Genomic DNA, 20,153 nt, shown 5'->3' with positions numbered 1-20,153 from the left:
TGCAAGATGGCAAACCCGCACCTGAGGCAGCCGCTCAGTCCTCAGGTACCATGCTCGCCCCCTTTGGGTGCACTTGCATGAGCCAGTCCGACCAGCCCGATTCCTCCGTGACCCAAGCCCAGGCCGAAGAGGCCGTGCGCACCTTGTTGCGCTGGGCGGGCGAAGATCCGACGCGCGAAGGCCTGCTGGACACCCCACGCCGGGTGGCAGAGGCCTATGGCGACTGGTTCAGCGGCTACCGCATAGAACCGCGCGAATACCTGGAACGCACCTTCGAAGAAGTGGCCGGCTATGACGAACTGATCGTGCTGCGCGACATCTCGTATGAAAGCCATTGCGAGCACCACATGGCGCCGATCATCGGCAAGGTGCACGTGGGCTATCTGCCGCGCGGCAAGGTCGTCGGCATCAGCAAGCTGGCCCGCGTGGTGGAAAGCTACGCGCGCCGCTTCCAGGTGCAGGAAAAGATGACTGCGCAAATCGCCCAGTGCATCCAGGACGTGCTGCAACCGCTCGGCGTGGGCGTGGTGGTGGAAGGCGCACACGAGTGCATGACCACCCGCGGCATCCACAAGCGCGACGTCAGCATGGTGACCTCCAAGATGCTGGGCAGCTTCCGCGAAGACGCGCGCACCCGCGCCGAATTCCTGCAATTCATCGACGTGGGCGGCAAGCGTTGAGGTCGAGCTTGGCGTTGATGGCTGGTAGATTGATGCGCTACAAGCTGGCGGGACACCGTCGCTAAGGAATCGCATGCAGATTGAATCTATAGAAATCAAGAATTTCAGGCTGTTCCGCAACGCCAAGCTAACCCACGTGCCCAGGCTCTGCGTTTTGGTTGGAGCGAACGGAACCGGCAAATCCACACTGTTCGACGTGTTCTCCTTTCTCAAGGACGCCTTGTCGATGAATGTCGGCAAGGCGATCGCAAAGCGCGGCGGTTACAAGGAAGTCGCAAGCAGAGGGTTCGCGCACGAACCCATCGAATTCACCCTGCAATTTCGACTGGAGATCACTGGCAGAGAGCGTCTGGTGACCTACGTGCTGAAAATCGCGCCCGCCACTGGCACGCGGGTGGAGATTGAGCGTGAACTGTTGCGCTACAAGCGCGGCAGTTATGGCGCGCCGTTCCGCTTCCTGGATTTCGCGCACGGCAAAGGCTATGCAATCACCAACGAAGAAGAGTTCTCCAAGAAAGACGAAGAGCTCACACGCGAGGAGCAGGAACTCGATGCCCCGGATATCCTGGCGATCAAGGGCCTAGGCCAGTTCGAACGCTTCAAGGCGGCCAGCGCCTTTCGCCTGATGATTGAAAATTGGCACGTCTCCGATTTCCATGTCTCCGAAGCAAGGCCAAGCCAGGAAGAAGGCTTTGCCGAGCATTTGTCCACGCGCGGTGACAACCTACCGCTGGTCGCCAATTTCCTTTACGAAAACCATCGCGATCGTTTCGATCGCGTGTTGCAGGCGATGAATCGCCGCGTGCCCGGTGTTTCGGTTGTGCAACCAACGCAGACCCTGGATGGGCGTTTGATCCTGCGGTTTCAGGATGGCAGCTTCAAGGACCCGTTCATCGCCAGATACGTTTCCGATGGGACGATCAAGATGTTTGCGTATCTGGTGCTTCTCAACGACCCCAAGCCATACCCGTTGCTGGCGGTGGAAGAGCCAGAAAATCAGCTCTATCCGGAATTGCTGCCGGAGCTGGCGGAAGAGTTCCGCGGCTATGCCAGGCGTGGCGGCCAGGTTTTCATCTCCACCCATTCACCCGATTTCCTCAACGCTTTGACGCTGGGGGAGATTTACTGCTTGCGCAAGGAGAAGGGTTTCACCACGATCACGCGTGCCAGTGACTCGGAAAATCTACGAGCATTGTTCGAAGCAGGCGATCTGCCCAGATACCTTTGGAAGCAAGGCCTGTTCGAGGGTCTGAACCGGGAGGTGGCCTAATGCATGGGCGCATCATTTTCTTGCTGGAAGAGCCATCAATGAAGGTTCTGCTGGATGGATTACTGCCACGCTTGTTTCCTGGATGGCAGGAGAGCCGCGACTTTCAATGTATTCCTCACGATGGAAAGAGCGATCTTGAGCGCAGCGTGCGCAGAAAGTTAAACGCCTGGCGTGTGCCGGGAGATCGGTTTGTTGTGGTGCGTGACACTGACAGTGCTGATTGCCTGTCCCTGAAAGCCCGTCTTTTGCAACTATGCAGCCAGCATGGACGACCGGATGCTTTGGTGCGCCTCGTCTGCCAAGAGCTGGAAAGTTGGTACATCGCAGATCTCAACGCATTGGCATTGGCATTTCCCGAGTGCAGGATCGATACCCCGGCGCTACGTAAGCGATTCGCCCAGCCAGACAACTGGAATAAGCCCTCGGCAGAGCTCGAGCGGCTCATCCCCGTGTTTCAGAAACGCAGTGGAGCGCGCCTGATGGCTGATCACTTGCGCGAAGAAGACAGCCGCTCGCCAAGTTTTCGCGCCTTCGTTAACGGAGTGCGACGGCTGGCACACGAACTGGGCTACCAAGCGCCTGCATGAAACACCGTGCCCGCATCGCCCGCTATCGCGCCCTGCGCGAGCAGCCGCTGTGGAAACTGCTGGCGGCCGATCAGTCGCCGGAAGTGATCGGCCTGCTGCAGACGTTGTTGCTCGACAGCGAGCGCGGTTTGCCTGCGGCGGTCCTGCATGAACGCCTGCAGCGCATGCTTGACGATCTCAATGTCGATCAGCTCTCGCGCGAGCTGCCGCGCACTGCGCAGGACTATGTAGCGCACTGGCTGGCGCAGGGCTGGCTGGAACGGCGCCTGCCCGAGGGCGCGCAGCAGGAGCAGTACGAGTTGTCTACCCAGGCGATGCAGGCGATTCGCTTTGCCGATGGTCTGGAGCAGGCGCGTGGTGCCGCTACCGAAAGCCGGCTTGCGCTGGTGATGCAGCAGTTGTCGCAGTTGGCCGCGTTGACCGAAACCAATCCCGATGCGCGGCTGTCGGCGCTGCGCGACGAGCGTGATCGCATCGATGCGGAGATCGCGCGGGTGGCTGCCGGCAAGGTCGCCTCGTTGGATGGCAAACGCGCGCTGGAACGTGCGCGGCAGGTGATCGCGCTGGCCGACGAGCTGACCGAGGATTTTCGCCGGGTACGCGACGATTTCGAGCAGCTCAATCGCCAGTTCCGTGAGCGCATCATTGACGACGAAGGCGAGCGTGGCGAGGTGTTGACGCGGCTGTTCGAGGGCGTGGACGTGATCGGCGACAGCGAGGCCGGACGCAGTTTTCAAGCGTTCTGGGCGCTGCTCAACGATGCCGAACAAAGCGCGCAGCTGGATGCGGCGCTGGAGACGGTGTTGGCGCGGGCGTTCGCACGCAAGCTCGATCGCCGCGAGCGCAGCTTCCTGCGCGGCTTGACCGGCACCATGCTCGAACGCGGCGGTCAGGTGCACGATGTGATGCAGCATTTCGCCCGCAGCCTGCGCGGCTTCGTCCAAAGCCGTGGCTATCTGGAACAACGCCGGCTCAATCAATTGCTGAAGCAGGCGCAGGCCGAGGCGTTGGGGCTGCGCGAGCATCTGCGTGCGCAGCGCTCGGTCGGGCACGACCTCAACCTGACCACCAGCCGCTTACGCTCGCTGTCGCAATGGCGTCTGCACGATCCGCGTCAGACCCAGGTCGATAGCAGCATCCAGCGCAACGACGCAGCGGCGATCTCGCTGGACAGCGTCGGCGATCTGGTCGCGCAGTCGGAAATCGACTTCCGTAGCCTGCGCCGCGATCTGTACGAGCTACTGGGCGAACACGCACAGCTGTCGATCGCGCAGGTGCTGGCGCAGCGGCAGGCAGAGCAGGGGCTCGGCAGCGTGATCGGCTACCTGTCGCTGGGCACGCGGCATGGGCAGGTCGATGTACAACGCAGCGAGATCGCGCGTTGGCTTGGCGGCGACGGCCAGTGGCGCGGCGCACGTATCCCGTTAGTCTGGTTCAGCCAGGAGAAACGCAATGAATTGGCAGGCTGACAACGTCGAAACCGACGAACCGGCGCCGAGCGCGCACGCCGATGCGGCTGCGCCTGAGGCGGATGCCGCGACAGGTCTGTTTCCCGGCGATAGCGGTGCGTTGCCGGTGGATGCGCGGCGCGTGCTGTGCCAACTGCTCGCCGGCCCCAGCGTGGACGTGCAGCGCCACAGCAAGTTGTGGCCGGCGTTGCTGCGCCATGAAGCGGCCGTGCGCAGCCGCCTGGCCGAACTGTTCCTCGAATTGGTGCTCGACCGCGACGCCGGCGTCGCCTTCACCCGCCAGGCCGACACCGGCGAGCTCGAAGCGCCGGTGCTGCTGCGCTCCTTGCCGCTGACCTTCATCGACTCGGTGTTGCTGCTGCATCTGCGTCAGCAACTGGCCGAAGCCGATGCGCGCGGCGTGCGCGCGGTGGTCGAAGATGCGCCGTTGAGCGAGGCCCTGGCCGTCTACGAGAAGAATCTGTCCACCGACCGCGCCGGCTTCATGCGGCGGATTGGCAACGCCATTCAGAAGATGAAGGACAACCACGTGCTCACCCGCCTGCGTGGCGACGACAACCGCTATGAGGTTTCGCCCACGCTCAAGCTGCTGTTCTCGGCCGAGGATGTGTCCGCGCTGGCGCAAATCTATCGCCAGCTGCGTGAGCAGCCCGGCACCGTCGGCGATGCAGAGCACGCCTGAGCGCATCGCGCGCTGGCACTGTCCGGCAGCGCGCGGGCGCAACAGCGCTGCTTCATCTGACTGTCCCTTCCTGGCATCGGCCCAGCCGGCCGCCATCGCGGCCGCGCCGCGCCGCGCGACACGCTCTACACTGACGCAATGAAATCTTCTTCCTCCAGCCTGTTTGCCGACGATCTGCCCGACCCGCGCGTGCAGCAGTTCCGCATGCGCCGCCTGCAGGTCCACAACTGGGGCACGTTCAACGGTCTGACCGACGTGCCGATCGCCGCGAAGGGCTTCTTGTTCGTCGGCCGCTCCGGTTCGGGCAAATCCACGCTGCTGGATGCCATGTCTGCTCTGTTGACCCCGCCCAATCTGGTCGACTTCAATGCCGCCGCGCGCGAGGCCGAGCGCAGTGGCCGCGATCGCAACCTGGTGTCGTATGTGCGCGGCGCCTGGGCCGACCAGCAGGACAGCGCCTCCGGCGAAATCGCCACGCAATATTTGCGCAAGGGCAGCACCTGGACCGCGCTGGTGCTGGAATACCGCAACGGCGAGGGACGGGTGATCAGCCTGATACGGCTGTTCTGGATCGCCGGCAGCGGTGCGGCGGCAGCCGATGTGCGCAAGCATTACATGGTGGCCGAGCGCAGTTTCGATATCGCCAGCGAACTAGTCGGTTTTGATCTGGATCTGCGCAAGCTGAAGGCGCGCCTGGGCGACGACATCGCCCACTTCGACAATTTCTCCGGCTATGCCGAGCGCTTCCGCCATCAGCTGGGCATCGCCAACGAGATGGCGCTACGGCTGCTGCACAAAACCCAGTCGGCGAAGAATCTTGGCGATCTCAATGTGTTTCTGCGCGGCTTCATGCTCGAAGCGCCCAAGACCTTCGACGCCAGCGAGCGGCTGGTGGGCGACTTCGCCGAACTCGATGGAGCGCATCGGGCGGTGGTCACCGCACGGCGGCAGGTCGAAACGCTGTTGCCGGCGCGTGCGCATTACGACGACTTGCAGTCGGTGCAGCGCCAGCGCGGCCGCTTGCAGGAACTCAAGCTCGGCCTGGACCCCTATCGCGAGCAACGCCGGCTTGCGTTGCTGGATGCGCGACTGCACGCACTGGACGTCAACGACCAGGGCCTGGCCGGCGAGGAGGGCCAACGCCGCGCTGCAGTGGATAACCACCAACAACGCTTGTCCGATCTGGAGGCCCAGCGCCGCAGCCAGGGCGGCGAGCGGATCGACGCGCTGGAACGCGAGCAGCTCCAGGTCCAGGGCGAACTTGCACGCCGCAGCGACAAACGCGTCAGGGCCGAACAGGCCTGCCGCCAGCTCGACCAGAGCCTGGCCGACAACGCGCATGGATTTGCCGAGCAGTCCGCGCAGGCGCGTGCCGCGCTCGAGGACGGGCAGCGGCTGGCCGCCGAACAGGACGAGGTGATCGGCGAGCGTATCGCCGGCAAGCGCGAGGACAGCCAGCGCTTTGCGCAGGTGCGCGCCGAGATCGAGGCGCTCACCCGCAATCCCTCCAACATTGCTGCGCCGATGCAGGCCCTGCGTGCACGCCTGAGCGAAGAAACCGGCATTCCCGAGGCCGCGCTGCCCTTTGTCGGCGAACTGATCCAGGTGCGTGAGGGAGATGTCGCCTGGCGCGGTGCCATCGAGCGCGTGCTGCATGGCTTTGCGCAATCGCTGCTGGTGGACGAGCGCCATTACGCCGAGCTGGCCGAGTGGGTCAACCGCACGCATCTCGGCTCGCGCCTGGTCTATTACCGGGTGCGCAACAACGAACAAGCGTTTGCCGGCCGCGAACCCGGCAGCGCCTCGCTGCTGCACAAGCTGCAGTTGCGCGAGCATCCCTTTGCTGGCTGGCTGCGGCGCGAACTGGGCAAGCGTTTCGACTACGACTGCCTGGAGAGCGCCAAGGCCTTGCGCACGGCAGAGCGCGCGATCACCCGCGAAGGCCAGGTCAAGCATCCCGGCGAACGCTACGAAAAAGACGACCGTCATGCGGTCGGCGACCGTCGGCGCTGGCTGCTGGGCTTCGACAACCGCGACAAGTTGGCGCTGTACGAACGCGAAGCCATCGAACTGGCGCAACGCATCGCCGCCTGCGATGCCGACGTGGCCGCGCTGCGTGCCCGCCGCGAACGCGATGCCAGCCGGCGCCTGGCCCAGCACACCCTGGCCAACCTGGGCTGGGAGGAAATCGACGTCGCCGCGCAACTGCAGCGCGGCGACGATATCGCCAGCGCCTTGCGCAAGCTGCGCGAAGGCGATGCCAACCTGCGTGCGCTGGGCGAGGCGATCGAGCGCACGCGCGGCGATCTGGAACAGGCCAAGCGCACGTTCGACGGTGTGCGCGAGGAACGGATCGCGCTGGGGGTCGAGCGCACGCGTCTGGAAAAGCAGCGCCTGCAATGCGCCGACGCCGATACCCGTGTGGTCACGCCGCTGCAGCGCGAGGGGCTGGAGGAGCGCCTGGCCAACCTGGGCGCGCTCAGCCTGGACAATCTCGAAGCGCATTTTCGCCAGATCGGCAACGCCATCGCCGAGCAGACCAGCGCCAGCGACAGCGAGCACAATCGGCTCGAACAGTTGCTGCTCGGCTGCTTCCGCCGGTATAGCCAGCAGTGGCCCGAAGACAGTGGCGACTTCATCATCAGCCTGGCCGGCGCCGAGGATTTTCTCGCCCGCCTGCAGCGTCTGGAACGCGATGGCCTGCCGCAGCACGAAGCACGCTTTTTCGAGCTGTTGCAAAGCCAGAGCAAGAACAATCTGCTCGCCTTGCAGCGCCATACCGCCGAAGCGCGCAAATCGATTGCCCAACGCCTGGACGAGGTCAACGCCAGCCTGGAGCAGGTGCCGTTCAACCATGGCACCTTGCTGACCATCGAACTCAGCGATCGCCGTCTGCCGGAGGTGATCGACTTCCATCAACGTCTGCGGGATGTGCTCGGTCACCACCAGACCGAACAGCGCGACGTGGCCGAACAGCAATTTGCGGTGCTGCGCGAACTGGTGCGCAAGCTCGGCTCGGCCGATGGCGATGACAAGCGCTGGCGTGAGCTGGTGCTGGATGTGCGTCTGCATGTGGAGTTCGTCGGCGTCGAACTGGATGCGGCCACCCGCCAGCAGGTGGAGATCTACCGCAGCGGCGCCGGCAAGTCCGGCGGCCAGCGGCAGAAACTGGCAACCACCTGCCTGGCCGCCGCGCTGCGGTATCAACTTGGCGGCGAAGACGGCGAACTGCCGCGCTACGCGGCCGTGGTGCTGGACGAAGCCTTCGACAAGGCTGACAACGAATTCACCGCGTTGGCGATGAACATCTTCGAAAATTTCGGCTTCCAGATGGTGGTGGCCACGCCGCTCAAGTCGGTGATGACGCTGGAGCCGTTTATCGGCGGCGCCTGCTTTGTCGAAATCAGCGGCCGTCACGACTCTGGCGTGTTGCTGATCGAATACGACGAACAGGCACGCCGGCTCAAGTTGCCCGAGCGCTCGCGCAGCGCGGCGGCGGCCGCCGGTGCGGCGCGCGCGACCGAGCCGTCCGCCGATGCTATCGGCGCAGCGAGCGCCGATGGACTGCACTGACCGCACGCACCGCACCGCTGCAGTGCCGCAGCAGGCGCGAAGTGCAGACGTCATGCGCGTCGCTCGTCGCCACGCGGCCTTGGCGCCGCACTGATTGATGACCGCCGCCGCGCCCATGCTGTTGCCTGAGGCCGCGCTGCGGGCCTTGCGCGGGCAGTGGCAGCGCGCACGCGGGCAGTGGCTGATCGGCGAGGGCGCACCGCAAGCGATTGGGTTGCGGGCGCCGACCCAGGCACAGGCCATCGCGCGGTTCGATGCCTTCGGTGCGTGGTTGCAGCAGTGGAGCCGCACCGGCTTGCCGGGGCGGGTGGAGTATCGCGCGGTGAGCTGGACGCAATTGGGGCCGCAACGCCTGCCGCAGGCCTGGATGCTGGACGATGCAAGTCAGGCCGCCGCCGCGCTTGGCGAGGGCGAGCGCTGGGCGCGTGCCCGCCAACGCAGCGCTGCCTTGCAGGCGCGCTGGCCGCAGGCGGTCGCGCTGGCGGCGCGGCTACGCCGTCAATTCGATCTGCTGGCCGACTGGCCGGAGGCCGACTTCGCGCGCTTGGTGGCGGTGGTGGAGTGGCTGCACCAGCACCGCGACAGTGGGCTGTTCCTGCGCCAGCTTCCCATTGCCGGCATCGACAGCAAATGGATCGAACCGCATCGCGGCGTCATTGCCGACTGGCTCGCCGCCCTGCGCGGCATCGCCGAGCCGCGCAGCTTTGCCAGCCTGTCCGGCCTGCGCAGCGCGCCGGATCGGGTGCGTTTGCGATTGCTCGACCCGGCCCTGCGCCACCACCTCGGCGGCCTGGAGGACATCAATGCACCGATCACGCAGATCGCCGCGCTGCGTCTGCCTGCGCGCCGCGTCCTGATCGTGGAAAACCGCGAAACCGGCCTGGCCTGCGAATCGCTGCCGGGTACGCTGGTGCTGATGGCGCGCGGGTACGCCATCGAATACGTGAGCAGTATCGAGTGGCTGCGCGGGTTGCCGCTGTACTATTGGGGCGACATCGACACCCACGGCCTAGCGATCCTGCACCGCCTGCGCACGCACGCGCCGCACACCACTGCGGTGTTGATGGATGAGGCCACCCTGCATGCCACCCCGCGCGCGTTGTGGGGGCACGAACGCAGGCAGCACCGCGCCCAACACCTGGACGCGCTCAGCATCCAGGAGCAGCGTCTCTATGCAGACCTGCGTGGCGGCCGGTTCGGTCCGTCGCCGCGCCTGGAGCAGGAGCGTATCGCCTGGGACTATGCCTGGCCGCGCATCCAGGCGGCATTGGCCGACTGAGTGCTGCCCCATCGCCGCACGCTGTTACCGGCCTGCGGTGTGCGGTCATGCACGACGCTGCGCGCATGCCATCCCAGCGCATGCGCGATACCACGCAGCAGCGCGCAGGTTCAGTGCAGTAAATCCCAGCCCATCTTGCCGATCAGCACGATCACCAGTACCAGGAACAATTTGCGGATCAACGGGGTGCCACCGCGTAACGCCATCCGCGTGCCGGCCACCGCGCCGGCCACGTTCGCCGCCGCCATCGGAATACCGATCGCCAACATCACCTGCCCGCTGGGCAAAAAGAACGACAACGCTGCAAGGTTGGTGGCCAGGTTGACCACCTTGGCCGCCGCCGAGGCACGCAGGAAATCCAGCCCGAAAAAGCGGATAAACAGAAAGATCAGAAAGCTGCCCGTGCCTGGGCCGAAGAACCCGTCGTAGAAACCAATCGCCGCGCCCATCGCCAATGCGGTCGCCAGCTCGCGCCGGCCGATGTCGCGTGGCCGATGCAGTGCGCCGAAGTCCTTCTTGATCAACGTGTAGATCAGCATCGCGATCAGCAGCAGCAAAATCAGCGGCCGCACCGCTTGCTTGGGCATCAGGCTGACGGCGGTCGCGCCCAAGAATGAAAACGTAAACGCTGCCGCCGTTGCATACAGCACCGGCCGCCACGGAAAGCGCACGTTACGCGCATACCGCCACGCCGACGCACCGGTGCCGAACATCGCACTGAACTTGTTGGTGCCTAAAATCAGCGATGGCGCCTGTTGCGGCAGCGTCGCAAACAAGCCCGGCAACTGGATCAACCCACCGCCGCCGACCGCCGCATCCACCAGCCCGGCCACGAACGCGATGCACAGCAGCCACGGCAATTCGGTGGGAATCAATTCCAGCAAGGTCACGCTCCGCAAGACGGGGCCGCCAGCATAGACGCAGCGCACTCGCAGGCCCGCCCAGAGTCAGAGCCCCAACACCGCGACAGCAGCCCGTCTCCCAGCGGGATACGGGTTGGGGTGAGGGTAGGGGGCGAAGCCCTCGCGCCGTGCGATTGCAAGAGGCTGTTATCCGTCGCCCTGAACCCTGCAAGAAGCATTCTCCTAACCAAAGCCTCAAGCCGCTTGCATGAGAGCGTTCTTGCAAACCAACTCGTCAATCAATCACTCAACCTCCCGCAACTCTTCAGCAACGCGTACACATCCGCATTCCGCATTCCGCATTCCGCATTCCGCATTCGCATCCCCAATCCCCAATCCCCAATCCCCAATCCCCAATCCCATCCCGCACAATCCCCGCATGCCAACCTCCACACCGCCCGACCCCTGTCCCTGCGGCCGCCCCGCCGATTACGCACGCTGTTGCGGTCCGTACCACTCCGGTACCGCCGCGCCCGATGCCCAAACCCTGATGCGCGCGCGCTACAGCGCCTATGTGCGTCGCGACGCCGCGTACCTGCTGGCAAGCTGGCATCCGTCCACGCGCCCGGCTGAGCTGTCGCTGGACGAGGGCGGGCGCACCACCTGGCTCGGCCTGACCGTGCAGCGCACGCTAGACACTGGTCCCGACACGGCCGAGGTGGTCTTTCTGGCGCGCTATCGCATCGGTGGCGGCAGCGCGGTGCGCATGACCGAGCACAGCCGGTTCGTGCGCGAAGGCGGCCACTGGTACTACCTCGACGCCCGCTGAGCATCACGCCGACCAGTCGTCACCGCGGCCAGCAACACAACCACCGCCGCAACCGCATGCGGCTCACCAACACACGCCCCGTTCAATACACAGCCCAGCAAACCCGTTCAGCCCGACGAACGGTCTCCAGGACCGCGGTTTGTCGACGCCACGTTCGCAGCCGATCCCCGAAGCTTGCCGCGCAGGCGAACTCCGCCGCGGGCGGTGGGACTCGGAGCATGGCAACCTTGAATCTCTGGCAATGGGCGATTTTGGCGGCGGTCGTGTTTGCGATCGTGCTGCCCGCGTGCGTGGCCACCGCATTGATTCGGTTCGGCCCGCGCCACGATGCACCGCGCCGTGCTCGCACGCGCCGACTGGCCGAAAGCGCTCCCTCCGCGCCGGCCCTGTCGCTGCTGACCGGGATCGCGGGCGAGAGCAGCTAAGCCACCAGGCCGGCGGCAACATCGCCCGCACTGAGCCGCAGGCCTCCCCGAAGACGCATTACCCATCGCCATCCTGCACCCCTGTCGCCAGCCAGGTTGGCTATGCTCGGCGGCTCGACTTGCCGCGCAGGAGCACTCCACCGCATGACGTCCGTCCACCCGCCGGCCACCGCGCCATGACGCTGCCCCGGTGCGCATTGCCGTTAGTGCTGGGACTGCTTCCGCTGGCCGCTTGCGCCGATCCGGCCTTCGACCGCTGCCTGGCTGGCCTGCAGAGCCAGGCAGCTGCCAAGGGCGTGGACGCTGCCAGCTTTCAGCGCTTTACCGCCGGGCTGGTGCCCGACCCCAGCGTGTTACCGCTGCTGGATGCGCAGCCCGAGTTCACCACGCCGATCTGGGATTACCTGGCCAGCCTGGTCGACAGCCAGCGCGTCACCGATGGCCAGGCCATGCTGGTCACCCACCGCGAGCTGCTGAGCCGCCTGTCCGAACAGACTGGCGTGGACCCGGCCACCATCGTGGCGGTGTGGGGCGTGGAGAGCGACTACGGCCGCGTCACCGGTAAGCGCCCGTTGTTGGTGTCGCTGGCCACGCTGTCGTGTGCAGGCCGCCGCCAGCCGTTCTTTCGTGGCGAATTCCTCGCCTTGCTCAGCTTGCTGCAGCAAGGCGATCTGTCTGCCGATGGACTCACCGGCTCCTGGGCCGGCGCCTTCGGGCAGACCCAGTTCATGCCTTCGACCTACGCCCGCATCGCGGTGGATGGCGACGGCGACGGGCGCCGCGATCTGGTTGCCAGCATTCCCGACGCACTGGCCTCCACCGCCAATTACCTGGTCAAAGCCGGCTGGGAACGCGCCCGCCCGTGGGGCATGGAAGTCACCCTGCCGCGCGGCTTCGATGCCAGCAAGGCCGGGCGCACCCGCCGGCAACCGCTGCAGGCCTGGCAAACCGCTGGCCTGCTCGGCACGGATGGTAAACCGCTGGCGCCCACCGGGTTGCCGGCAGAGACACCTGCCGCCTTGCTGCTGCCGGCCGGCGCCACCGGCCCGGCGTTCCTGGTGTTTCGCAACTACGACGCGATCTACGCCTACAACGCCGCCGAAAGTTACGCGCTGTCCATCGCCCTGCTCGCCGACCGCCTGCGCGGAGGCCCTGGCCTGGTGGCGGCCTGGCCCACCGACGACCCCGGCCTGGGCCGGCCCGAACGGCGCGAATTGCAGCAGTTGCTGCTCGCTCGTGGCCACCAGATCGGCGAGGCCGACGGCATGGTCGGCAGCGCCACCCGCCGCGCCATCCAGGTCGAGCAAACCCGCCTGGGCCTGCAACCGGCCGACGGCCGCCCCGGCCAACGCATCCTCACCGCCCTGCGCGCCGCCCCGCCGGTCGCCGGCGCTGCCGCCATCCGCGCCACCGCTTTCAAGCTGCCGGCCGCATACCCCGCCTTCGCCCAATCCCCCATCGTCCACAAGGCATCCCCCATGTCCGACATCACCGGCCTGACCACAGGCGATTTCCACGGCTTTCCGTCGCTGCTGATCGATACGCCGTTCTCCACCGCCGCCATCAGCCTGTTCGGCGGCCAGCTCGTGTCGTTCGTTCCCAAGGGCGGGCAGGACGTGATGTGGCTGTCGCCCAGCGCCCAGCAACCGCCCACTCCGATCCGCGGCGGCGCGCCGGTGTGCTGGCCGTACTTCGGCCGCCAGGACCAGACCGGCGACGTGCCCGCACACGGCTTCGTGCGCACCGTGGCGTGGCAGCTCACCGAAAGCCGCCGCGAAGACGACGGCACCGTGGTGCTCACGCTCACCCCGCCGCGCTTGGACGACCTGGCGCTGCGCCTGCGCATGACACTGCGCATCGGCCGCACGCTGGAGCAACGCCTGATCACCGAAAACATTAGCGGCGCCTCGGTGCGTTTCACCCAGGCGCTGCACAACTACTTCCACGTCGGCGACGCGCTCAATGTCAGCGTGCAGGGCCTGGACGGCCTGGACTATCTCGATAAATACGAGAACTACGCTACCGCTCACCGTCAGCAAGGCGACTGGAGCCTGCGCGACCCACGCGACCCTGGCCGCAGCGACCGCATCTACACCAACGCTGGGGGCCGCTACACGCTCACCGACCCGGTGCTTGGCCGCCGCATCGTCATCGCCACCGAAGGCAGCCGCTCCCTGGTGGTCTGGAACCCGGGCGAAGAGGCCGGCAAGAAGATGGCCGACGTGGGCGACGGCTGGCGCGACTATGTCTGCCTGGAAGCAGCCAACGCCGGCCCGGACGTCATCGAACTCGCCCCCGGCGCCAGCCACACCCTGAGCCAGACCATCAGCGTCGAGTAACCGCAACACCGGCCGCCGACACGAACGGCACAGCAGAGCACGAACATCAGCCTCAACCCTTCTCCCATCGGGAGAAGGTGCCCAAAGGGGCGCATGAGGCTACGGGCGCAGCCTCATGCAGCAGGAACAAAACCAATCCTTCTCCCATCGGGAGAAGGTGCCCCGCAGGGGCGGATGAGGGTACGGGCGTAGCCACGTGCAGTTGACCAACCCGAACGCCTTGCGCGGAATCTCACCGCCAACGCATCTCACGTAAGTTAGAGGAGCTCCAACTCCATCACGTTGATCCTGCTTCACCCAACAGACCCAGCGTTTCCCTCGCTACACTCGCCGCTTCGCCCAACTGCGCCGCGCGATGTCTCTCTCTCCTGATTCCGCTCCCATCCCGGGGCGCCGCCGCGCCGCGCTGATCTTCATCTTCATCACCGTCTTGATCGACGTGTTGTCCTTCGGGGTGATCATTCCGGTGCTACCGGATCTGGTGCGTCACTTCACCGGCGGCGACTATGTGGTGGCCGCCGGCTGGATCGGCTGGTTCGGCTTCCTGTTCGCTGCCATCCAGTTCGTCTGCTCGCCGTTGCAAGGCGCGCTCTCCGACCGCTTCGGCCGCCGCCCGGTGATCCTGCTCTCGTGCCTGGGTCTGGGCCTGGACTTCATCCTGATGGCCATCGCCCACAGCCTGCCGATGCTGCTGCTGGCGCGGGTGATCTCCGGCGTGTGCTCGGCCAGCTTCTCCACCGCCAACGCCTACATCGCCGACGTCACCCCCGCCGACAAACGCGCCGGCGCGTTCGGCATGCTCGGTGCCGCGTTCGGTATTGGCTTTGTCGCTGGCCCGTTGATCGGCGGTTGGCTGGGCAGCATGGGGTTGCGCTGGCCGTTCTGGTTTGCGGCCGGCCTGGCTTTGTTGAATGTGCTGTACGGCTGGTTCGTGCTTCCCGAATCGCTGCCGGTTGAACGCCGCACCGCACGGTTGGAGTGGTCGCACGCCAATCCGCTTGGCGCACTCAAGCTGCTGCGCCGCTATCCGCAAGTGTTCGGCCTGGCCTCGGTGGTGTTCCTGGCCAACCTGGCGCACTACGTCTATCCCAGCATCTTTGTGCTGTTTGCCGGCTACCAATATCACTGGGGCCCGCGCGAAGTGAGCTGGGTGCTGGCCGGGGTTGGCGTGTGCAGCATCATCGTCAACGTATTGCTGGTCGGCCGCCTGGTGCGTTGGCTGGGCGAGCGCCGCGCCTTGTTGCTGGGGCTGGGCTGCGGGGTGATCGGCTTTGTCATCTATGGGTTGGCCGATAGCGGCGCCGCGTTCCTGATCGGGGTGCCGATCAGCGCGTTGTGGGCGCTTGCCGCCCCTTCCGCGCAGGCACTGATCACCCGCGAGGTCGGCGCCGATGCGCAAGGCCGCGTGCAAGGCGCGCTCACCGGTCTGGTCAGCCTGGCCGGCATCGCTGGACCGTTGCTGTTCGCCAATGTGTTCGCCTGGTTTATCGGCAGCGGTGCGCCGCTGCATCTGCCCGGCGCACCGTGGTTGCTGGCCGGTGTGTTGCTCGCAGCAGGCTGGGCCATGGCCTGGAGACGGGCAGGGCGGGGCGCTGGCACCGCGCCCGCCGCGCAGGCATAACGCCAACCTATTCAGCTTGCGCTCGCGTCCGCTTTTTCTGATTTGCGCGCGCGCTGCTAGGCTGGTGTTCTTCGTGCCGCGGCACTGCCTTGAGCTCTTATGCCTTCCCACGCCCTGGCAGTTCCGCCATCGGCCGCGCTCGCGCTGCGCCACGCCACCCAGGATGCCCATCGCCTGGTCGAGGCGGTCCCGCTGATGCAGGCGCTGGGGCAGGGGCAGATTGATTCGGCGGCCTATGCGCAGATCCTGCGTCGCCACCATGGCTTGCTGGCCGGCTTCGAAGCGCAACTCAGCGACTGGCTCACCACCCTGGTCGGCAATGGCTGGCATTACCGCCGCCGCGTACCGGCATTGCGCGAGGACCTGCGCGCGCTCGGCCAGCAACCGGACTTGCCGGTGGCATTGCCCAGCGTCGCCGACGATGCCGCGCGCTGGGGCATGTTGTATGTCATCGAAGGCTCGCAACTGGGCGGGCGGATGATCGCGCGCAGCGTGCGCAAGCAGCAGCCCGCGCTGGCTGGCGCCCTGCGCTATTTCGAGCTGGCCGACGACGACCCGGCCGGCTGGCGCCGCTTCCAGGCAGCGCTGGAGCGACGCCTCGACACTCCATCTGCGCGCGACGCCGCCATCGACGGCGCGCAGGCCATGTTCGCCCACTTCCATACCTGCCTCGCAGCGGAGCCGCACCCGTGAATCAGCCCATCGAACCCCTGGACATGGATGTCTGCGCGCGCGAGCCGATCCATATTCCCGGCCTGATCCAGCCCTACGGCGTGTTGCTGGTGATCGAACCGGCCGATGGCCGCATCGTGCAGGCCAGCAGCACCGCCGCCGAGTTGCTCGGCGTGCCGATGGACGCGCTGCTGGGCATGGCCTATACCCGGGTGCTGGAACTGCCGGACGCACAACCTTATGCGGTGGACGATCAACCGCAGCATCTGCTGCATGCCGATGTGCACTTCCCGCAACGCAGTGCGCCCACCGATCACCCCTGGGTCGCCGCCTGGCATTTGTATCCGGAGCAATGGCTGATCGAGATCGAGCCGCGCGATGCGCGCCTGATGGATGTCACCCTGCGCGAAGCGCTGCCGCTGTTGCGCAGCATCGAGCGTGATTCGGTAATCGAAGAAGCGGCAGTGCGTGCGGCCAAGGGCCTGCGCAGCATGATCGGCTTCGACCGGGTGATGGTGTACCGCTTCGACGAAGAGTGGAACGGCGATGTCATCGCCGAAGCGCGCCAGCCCGAACTGGAGGCCTATCTCGGTCTGCACTACCCGGCCAGCGACATCCCCGCACAGGCGCGCGCACTGTACCTGCGTAACCGCGTGCGCCAGATCGCCGATGTGCGCTATCAGCCCTCGCCAATTCAACCCACCCTGCATCCGCGCCTGGGCACGCCGGTGGATCTGAGCGATGTCAGCCTGCGCAGCGTCTCGCCGGTGCATCTGGAATACCTGGCCAACATGGGCGTCAGCGCCACCCTGGTGTCCTCGATCGTGGTCAACGATGCGCTCTGGGGGCTGATTTCCTGCCACCACTACAGCCCGCACTTCACCAGCCATGCCATGCGCGATGCCACCGATGCGGTGACCCGCGCGCTGGCCGGGCGCATCGGCGCGCTGCAGGCGGTTGGGCGGGCGCGATTGGAATCGGTGCTGCTCACCATCCGCGAAAAACTGATCACCGACTTCAACGACGCCGAGCACCTGACCGTGGACATGCTCGCCGACATGGCCCCGGACCTGATGGACGTGGTCGACGCCGATGGCGTGGCAATCTTCCATGGCAATGAGATCAGCCGTCATGGCAGCGTGCCGGATGCAGAGGCGTTGCGCCGCATCCGCGAACATCTCGAATCCGAACACCACGACGCCCTGCGCGAGGATGCGGTCGGCGCCCTGCATGTGGACGCCATCGGCGAGGTGTTCCCGGACTTGGCCGACCTCGCCCCACTGGCAGCCGGTTTCATCTTCGTGCCGCTGATGCCGCAATCGCGCAGCGCTCTGCTGTGGACCCGCCGCGAACAGGTGCAGCAGGTCAAATGGGCCGGCAACCCGCAGCTGGCCAAGCTGCAGGACATTCCCAACTCGCGGCTGTCGCCGCGCAAGAGTTTCGACCTGTGGCAGCAGACCGTGCGCGGCCGCGCGCGGCGCTGGTCGCCGCTGCACCTGGAATCGGCACGCAGCCTGCGCGTGCTGATCGAACTGATGGAGCGCAAGCGCTTCCAGCAGGACTTCACCCTGCTCGAAGCCTCGCTGTCGCGACTGCGCGACGGGGTGGCCATCATCGAACGCGGTGCCAACGCCGCTGCGCACCGGCTGATGTTCGTCAACCCGGCGTTCGCCGAACTCAGTCAGACCGAAGTGGCCGACTTGATCGGCTGCGACATCCTCGCCCTGCTGGCCGACGATGCTGCGCGGGGCAAGGTCGAACTGCTGGAGGATGCGCTGCGCCTGGGCCGCGCTGCCTACGTCACCCTGCCGCTGAGCACCCAGGATGGTGAGCCGGCATATCGCCAATTCCATCTCGAACCCTTGCCCAGCCCCAGCGGCGTCACCGCGCACTGGCTACTGCAATTACGTGATCCTGAATAAGAGCAGCTGACAAAGACGACTGCGCAGCCGCCAGGCGGGCGCGGCCGGTGCTCGGACTCGGCATGTACCACGCGTACACTGCAATTGTGAGTGCGCCGTCCGCGCTCACCTGACAGGTGCTCGCTACGTTTTGTTAGCCGCTCTTAGCGCTGCTTCCTATATGGTGAGGACGCTGGGTGCCGGCGCACTGCCTGCCTTGCCTTTGTTGCAGGCGAGGCATCGCGTCGACGGGATGCCTCGAGCCGACGTGCAGGGCGTGTTGACGCGATGCCTCGTGCTACGGCGCCGTCTTCGGTCGCAAGGCCAGCAACGTGATCGTTCCGGCGACCAAACCCCAGAACGCCGCGCCGATCCCGCCCAGCGTCAGCTCGGAGGCAGTGACCAGAAAAGTGATCAACGCCGCTTCGCGTTCGCTGTCCTCGCGCAGTGCCGCCGCCAGGCTATTGCCAATGGTCCCCAACAGCGCGATCCCGGCGATCGCCATCACCAGTTCGCGCGGGAAGGCCGCAAACACCGCCGCCACGGTTGCCCCGAAGAAGCCGATCAGCACGTAGAACACGCCTGCGCTCACCGCCGCGGTGTAGCGCCGTGCCGGATCTTCGTGCGCTTCCCGGCCCATGCAGATCGCCGCGGTAATCGCTGCCAGGTTCAACGCAAAGCCACCGAACGGCGCCAGCACCGTATTGACCGCGCCGATCCAGCCGATCGTTGGCGAGATCGGTACCGCATAGCCGGATGCCCGGATCACCGCCACACCCGGCACGTTCTGCGAAGCCATGGTCACCACAAACAACGGAATCGCCAGACCAAACAGCGCCGACCACGACAGCGAAGGCACCACCAGCACCGGGTGGGCCAATTCCAATTGCACTGTCCCCAACTGCAGCAGCCTGCGGCTTGCGGCAATCCCAATGCCCACCAACTAGGTCGCAATCACTGCATAGCGCGCAAACCAGCGCCGTCCGCATAGATAGGTGGCCAGCATCGCCAGCGCCAGCAGCACCTGGCTTTGCATCGCCAAAAGATGTCCAGGCCGAAGCGCAATAGCACTCCGGCCAACATGCCCGAGGCAAGAGAGATCGGAATGCGGCGGATCGCTCGCTCAAACAATCCCGAAAACCCGGCCACCATTCCCAAGACCGCAGCCACCACAAACGCACCGATGGCCTCGCGCAACGGCACCCCGGCCGCGCTGCCGATCAACATCGCTGCACCTGGCGTGGACCAAGCCGTGACCACAGGCACCCGGTAGCACAGCGACAACCCAATACAGGTCACGCCCATGCCGATGCCCAGCGCCCACATCCACGACGCAATCTCCGCCTGATCGGCGCCCAGATGACGCGCGGCCTCGAACACGATCACCGCAGAACTGGCAAACCCCACCAGCACGGTGACAAAGCCGGCGGCAATCGCAGGCAGGGACAGATCGCGGAGCAGGTTGCGGGAAGCGGGCATGAGAGTCGCTCTATCTAATGCATGCATCTTCGCCGAGCCCACCGGCGATCGATAGCTGGGTGATACGTGTACGGCTGTCGATCGCTGTAAGAGTGCCAGCCCGCATGCGGGAGTGACCAGAGCGCGCAATCGCCTGCAGCACAAAGGCGGCTGCAGGTCGATGTCATGCCGCTGTCAAAAAGTACTTGCACTTCTGCGTAGTCTCGATAAACTGCGCGACCTCGCTCAGGACGGCGGCGCTTCTTGAAGCATCGCAATAACGAGCGCGGCGAATCGGAAACATCACATGGTGTTGACGAAACGGAAAAGCCGGCTATGATGGGCGGCTCGCTACACGGAAAGACGCTACGGCGGATTGAGGTGCAGCGGCGGCAACTTCCTCTTCACGAGGGGTTGACGAGGATGAAAAGCCTGCTAATATGGCCTGCTCGCTTCGCAGAAAACCTTCGGGTCGAAACGAAGCGGCGTCAATCACCTCGGCAACAAGGTGTTGACGGCAAGAAAA

The 20,153-nt window shown here is 65.6% G+C and carries 14 protein-coding genes, 1 other RNA gene and 1 pseudogene; 14 read left to right on the top strand and 2 right to left on the bottom strand.

Annotated elements, in window-relative coordinates:
• Positions 1-77: 77 nt before the first annotated feature.
• From folE to KWO_RS21630, 7 genes are all read left to right on the top strand, one after another.
• Positions 78-680 (top strand): GTP cyclohydrolase I FolE, encoded by a 603-nt coding sequence (gene folE / locus KWO_RS21660; RefSeq protein WP_010381258.1) that lies wholly within the window; start codon positions 78-80, stop codon positions 678-680.
• Positions 681-753: 73 nt separating this feature from the next.
• Positions 754-1,950 carry an AAA family ATPase gene (locus KWO_RS21655; RefSeq protein ID WP_010381256.1) on the top strand — a complete coding sequence of 399 codons (1,197 nt, stop codon included), beginning with the start codon at positions 754-756 and terminating at the stop codon, positions 1,948-1,950.
• Positions 1,950-2,537 (top strand): DUF4276 family protein, encoded by a 588-nt coding sequence (locus tag KWO_RS21650; RefSeq protein ID WP_010381254.1) that lies wholly within the window; start codon positions 1,950-1,952, stop codon positions 2,535-2,537. Before KWO_RS21655 ends, KWO_RS21650 begins: the two co-directional genes overlap by 1 nt.
• Entirely contained in the window at positions 2,534-4,006 is a 1,473-nt protein-coding gene (locus KWO_RS21645) for a DUF3375 domain-containing protein (protein WP_010381251.1), read from the top strand. Before KWO_RS21650 ends, KWO_RS21645 begins: the two co-directional genes overlap by 4 nt.
• Positions 3,990-4,688 carry a DUF4194 domain-containing protein gene (locus KWO_RS21640; protein WP_010381249.1) on the top strand — a complete coding sequence of 233 codons (699 nt, stop codon included), beginning with the start codon at positions 3,990-3,992 and terminating at the stop codon, positions 4,686-4,688. Before KWO_RS21645 ends, KWO_RS21640 begins: the two co-directional genes overlap by 17 nt.
• A 138-nt stretch (positions 4,689-4,826) precedes the next feature.
• Positions 4,827-8,261: an ATP-binding protein gene (locus KWO_RS21635; protein ID WP_017113432.1), complete on the top strand. Its 3,435-nt coding sequence runs from the start codon at positions 4,827-4,829 to the stop codon at positions 8,259-8,261.
• Positions 8,262-8,358: 97 nt separating this feature from the next.
• The gene (locus KWO_RS21630; protein ID WP_017112489.1) at positions 8,359-9,540 is read left to right on the top strand and encodes a Wadjet anti-phage system protein JetD domain-containing protein; all 1,182 of its coding nucleotides are present in this window, start codon (positions 8,359-8,361) and stop codon (positions 9,538-9,540) included.
• 110 nt (positions 9,541-9,650) lie between these two features.
• On the opposite strand, the gene KWO_RS21625 is transcribed toward KWO_RS21630, so the two are convergent.
• On the bottom strand, positions 9,651-10,430 hold the full coding sequence (locus KWO_RS21625; protein ID WP_017112488.1) for a sulfite exporter TauE/SafE family protein: 780 nt from the start codon (positions 10,428-10,430) through the stop codon (positions 9,651-9,653).
• Between the two features lie 391 nt (positions 10,431-10,821).
• Here KWO_RS21625 and KWO_RS21620 point away from each other — a divergent pair, with 391 nt between their 5' ends.
• The 7 genes from KWO_RS21620 to KWO_RS21590 all read left to right on the top strand — a co-directional run bounded on the left by KWO_RS21620 (position 10,822) and on the right by KWO_RS21590 (position 18,329).
• Positions 10,822-11,211, top strand: a complete 390-nt coding sequence (locus KWO_RS21620; RefSeq protein WP_082320597.1) for a YchJ family protein — start codon at positions 10,822-10,824, stop codon at positions 11,209-11,211.
• 218 nt (positions 11,212-11,429) lie between these two features.
• A complete protein-coding gene (locus KWO_RS21615) occupies positions 11,430-11,636 on the top strand; it encodes a hypothetical protein (RefSeq protein WP_010364255.1) in 207 nt (68 codons plus the stop codon).
• 176 nt (positions 11,637-11,812) lie between these two features.
• Complete coding sequence (locus KWO_RS21610; protein ID WP_017113431.1) at positions 11,813-13,975, top strand: lytic murein transglycosylase; 2,163 nt, start codon at positions 11,813-11,815, stop codon at positions 13,973-13,975.
• Between the two features lie 355 nt (positions 13,976-14,330).
• Entirely contained in the window at positions 14,331-15,596 is a 1,266-nt protein-coding gene (locus tag KWO_RS21605; protein WP_010380087.1) for a TCR/Tet family MFS transporter, read from the top strand.
• 99 nt (positions 15,597-15,695) lie between these two features.
• Positions 15,696-16,289 carry a biliverdin-producing heme oxygenase gene (locus KWO_RS21600; RefSeq protein ID WP_010380086.1) on the top strand — a complete coding sequence of 198 codons (594 nt, stop codon included), beginning with the start codon at positions 15,696-15,698 and terminating at the stop codon, positions 16,287-16,289.
• The gene (bphP, locus tag KWO_RS21595; protein ID WP_017112616.1) at positions 16,286-18,190 is read left to right on the top strand and encodes a bacteriophytochrome BphP; all 1,905 of its coding nucleotides are present in this window, start codon (positions 16,286-16,288) and stop codon (positions 18,188-18,190) included. The genes KWO_RS21600 and bphP overlap by 4 nt, the downstream gene beginning before the upstream one ends.
• Before the next feature lie 62 nt (positions 18,191-18,252).
• Positions 18,253-18,329: non-coding RNA, sX9 sRNA (locus KWO_RS21590), on the top strand.
• A 138-nt stretch (positions 18,330-18,467) separates the two neighbouring features.
• Here KWO_RS21590 and KWO_RS21585 read toward each other — a convergent pair.
• Positions 18,468-19,648 (bottom strand): annotated as a pseudogene (locus KWO_RS21585) (benzoate/H(+) symporter BenE family transporter).
• Positions 19,649-20,153: the final 505 nt, after the last annotated feature.

The organism is Xanthomonas vasicola pv. musacearum NCPPB 4379 (assembly GCF_000277895.2).
In the GTDB taxonomy this organism is placed as follows: Bacteria; Pseudomonadota; Gammaproteobacteria; order Xanthomonadales; family Xanthomonadaceae; genus Xanthomonas; species Xanthomonas vasicola.
The sequence above is the reverse complement of the archived record's forward strand: the minus strand, read 5'-3'. Positions and strand labels throughout refer to the sequence as shown.

Excerpts from the sequence above, each read along its gene's own strand:
- KWO_RS21630 (WP_017112489.1), top strand. The coding sequence starts at position 8,359 with ATGACCGCCGCCGCGCCCATGCTGTTGCCTGAGGCCGCGCTGCGGGCC.
- KWO_RS21655 (WP_010381256.1), top strand. The coding sequence starts at position 754 with ATGCAGATTGAATCTATAGAAATCAAGAATTTCAGGCTGTTCCGCAAC.
- KWO_RS21650 (WP_010381254.1), top strand. The coding sequence starts at position 1,950 with ATGCATGGGCGCATCATTTTCTTGCTGGAAGAGCCATCAATGAAGGTT.
- folE (WP_010381258.1), top strand. The coding sequence starts at position 78 with ATGAGCCAGTCCGACCAGCCCGATTCCTCCGTGACCCAAGCCCAGGCC.
- KWO_RS21605 (WP_010380087.1), top strand. The coding sequence starts at position 14,331 with ATGTCTCTCTCTCCTGATTCCGCTCCCATCCCGGGGCGCCGCCGCGCC.
- KWO_RS21620 (WP_082320597.1), top strand. The coding sequence starts at position 10,822 with ATGCCAACCTCCACACCGCCCGACCCCTGTCCCTGCGGCCGCCCCGCC.
- KWO_RS21610 (WP_017113431.1), top strand. The coding sequence starts at position 11,813 with ATGACGCTGCCCCGGTGCGCATTGCCGTTAGTGCTGGGACTGCTTCCG.
- KWO_RS21600 (WP_010380086.1), top strand. The coding sequence starts at position 15,696 with ATGCCTTCCCACGCCCTGGCAGTTCCGCCATCGGCCGCGCTCGCGCTG.
- KWO_RS21615 (WP_010364255.1), top strand. The coding sequence starts at position 11,430 with ATGGCAACCTTGAATCTCTGGCAATGGGCGATTTTGGCGGCGGTCGTG.
- KWO_RS21635 (WP_017113432.1), top strand. The coding sequence starts at position 4,827 with ATGAAATCTTCTTCCTCCAGCCTGTTTGCCGACGATCTGCCCGACCCG.
- KWO_RS21640 (WP_010381249.1), top strand. The coding sequence starts at position 3,990 with ATGAATTGGCAGGCTGACAACGTCGAAACCGACGAACCGGCGCCGAGC.
- KWO_RS21645 (WP_010381251.1), top strand. The coding sequence starts at position 2,534 with ATGAAACACCGTGCCCGCATCGCCCGCTATCGCGCCCTGCGCGAGCAG.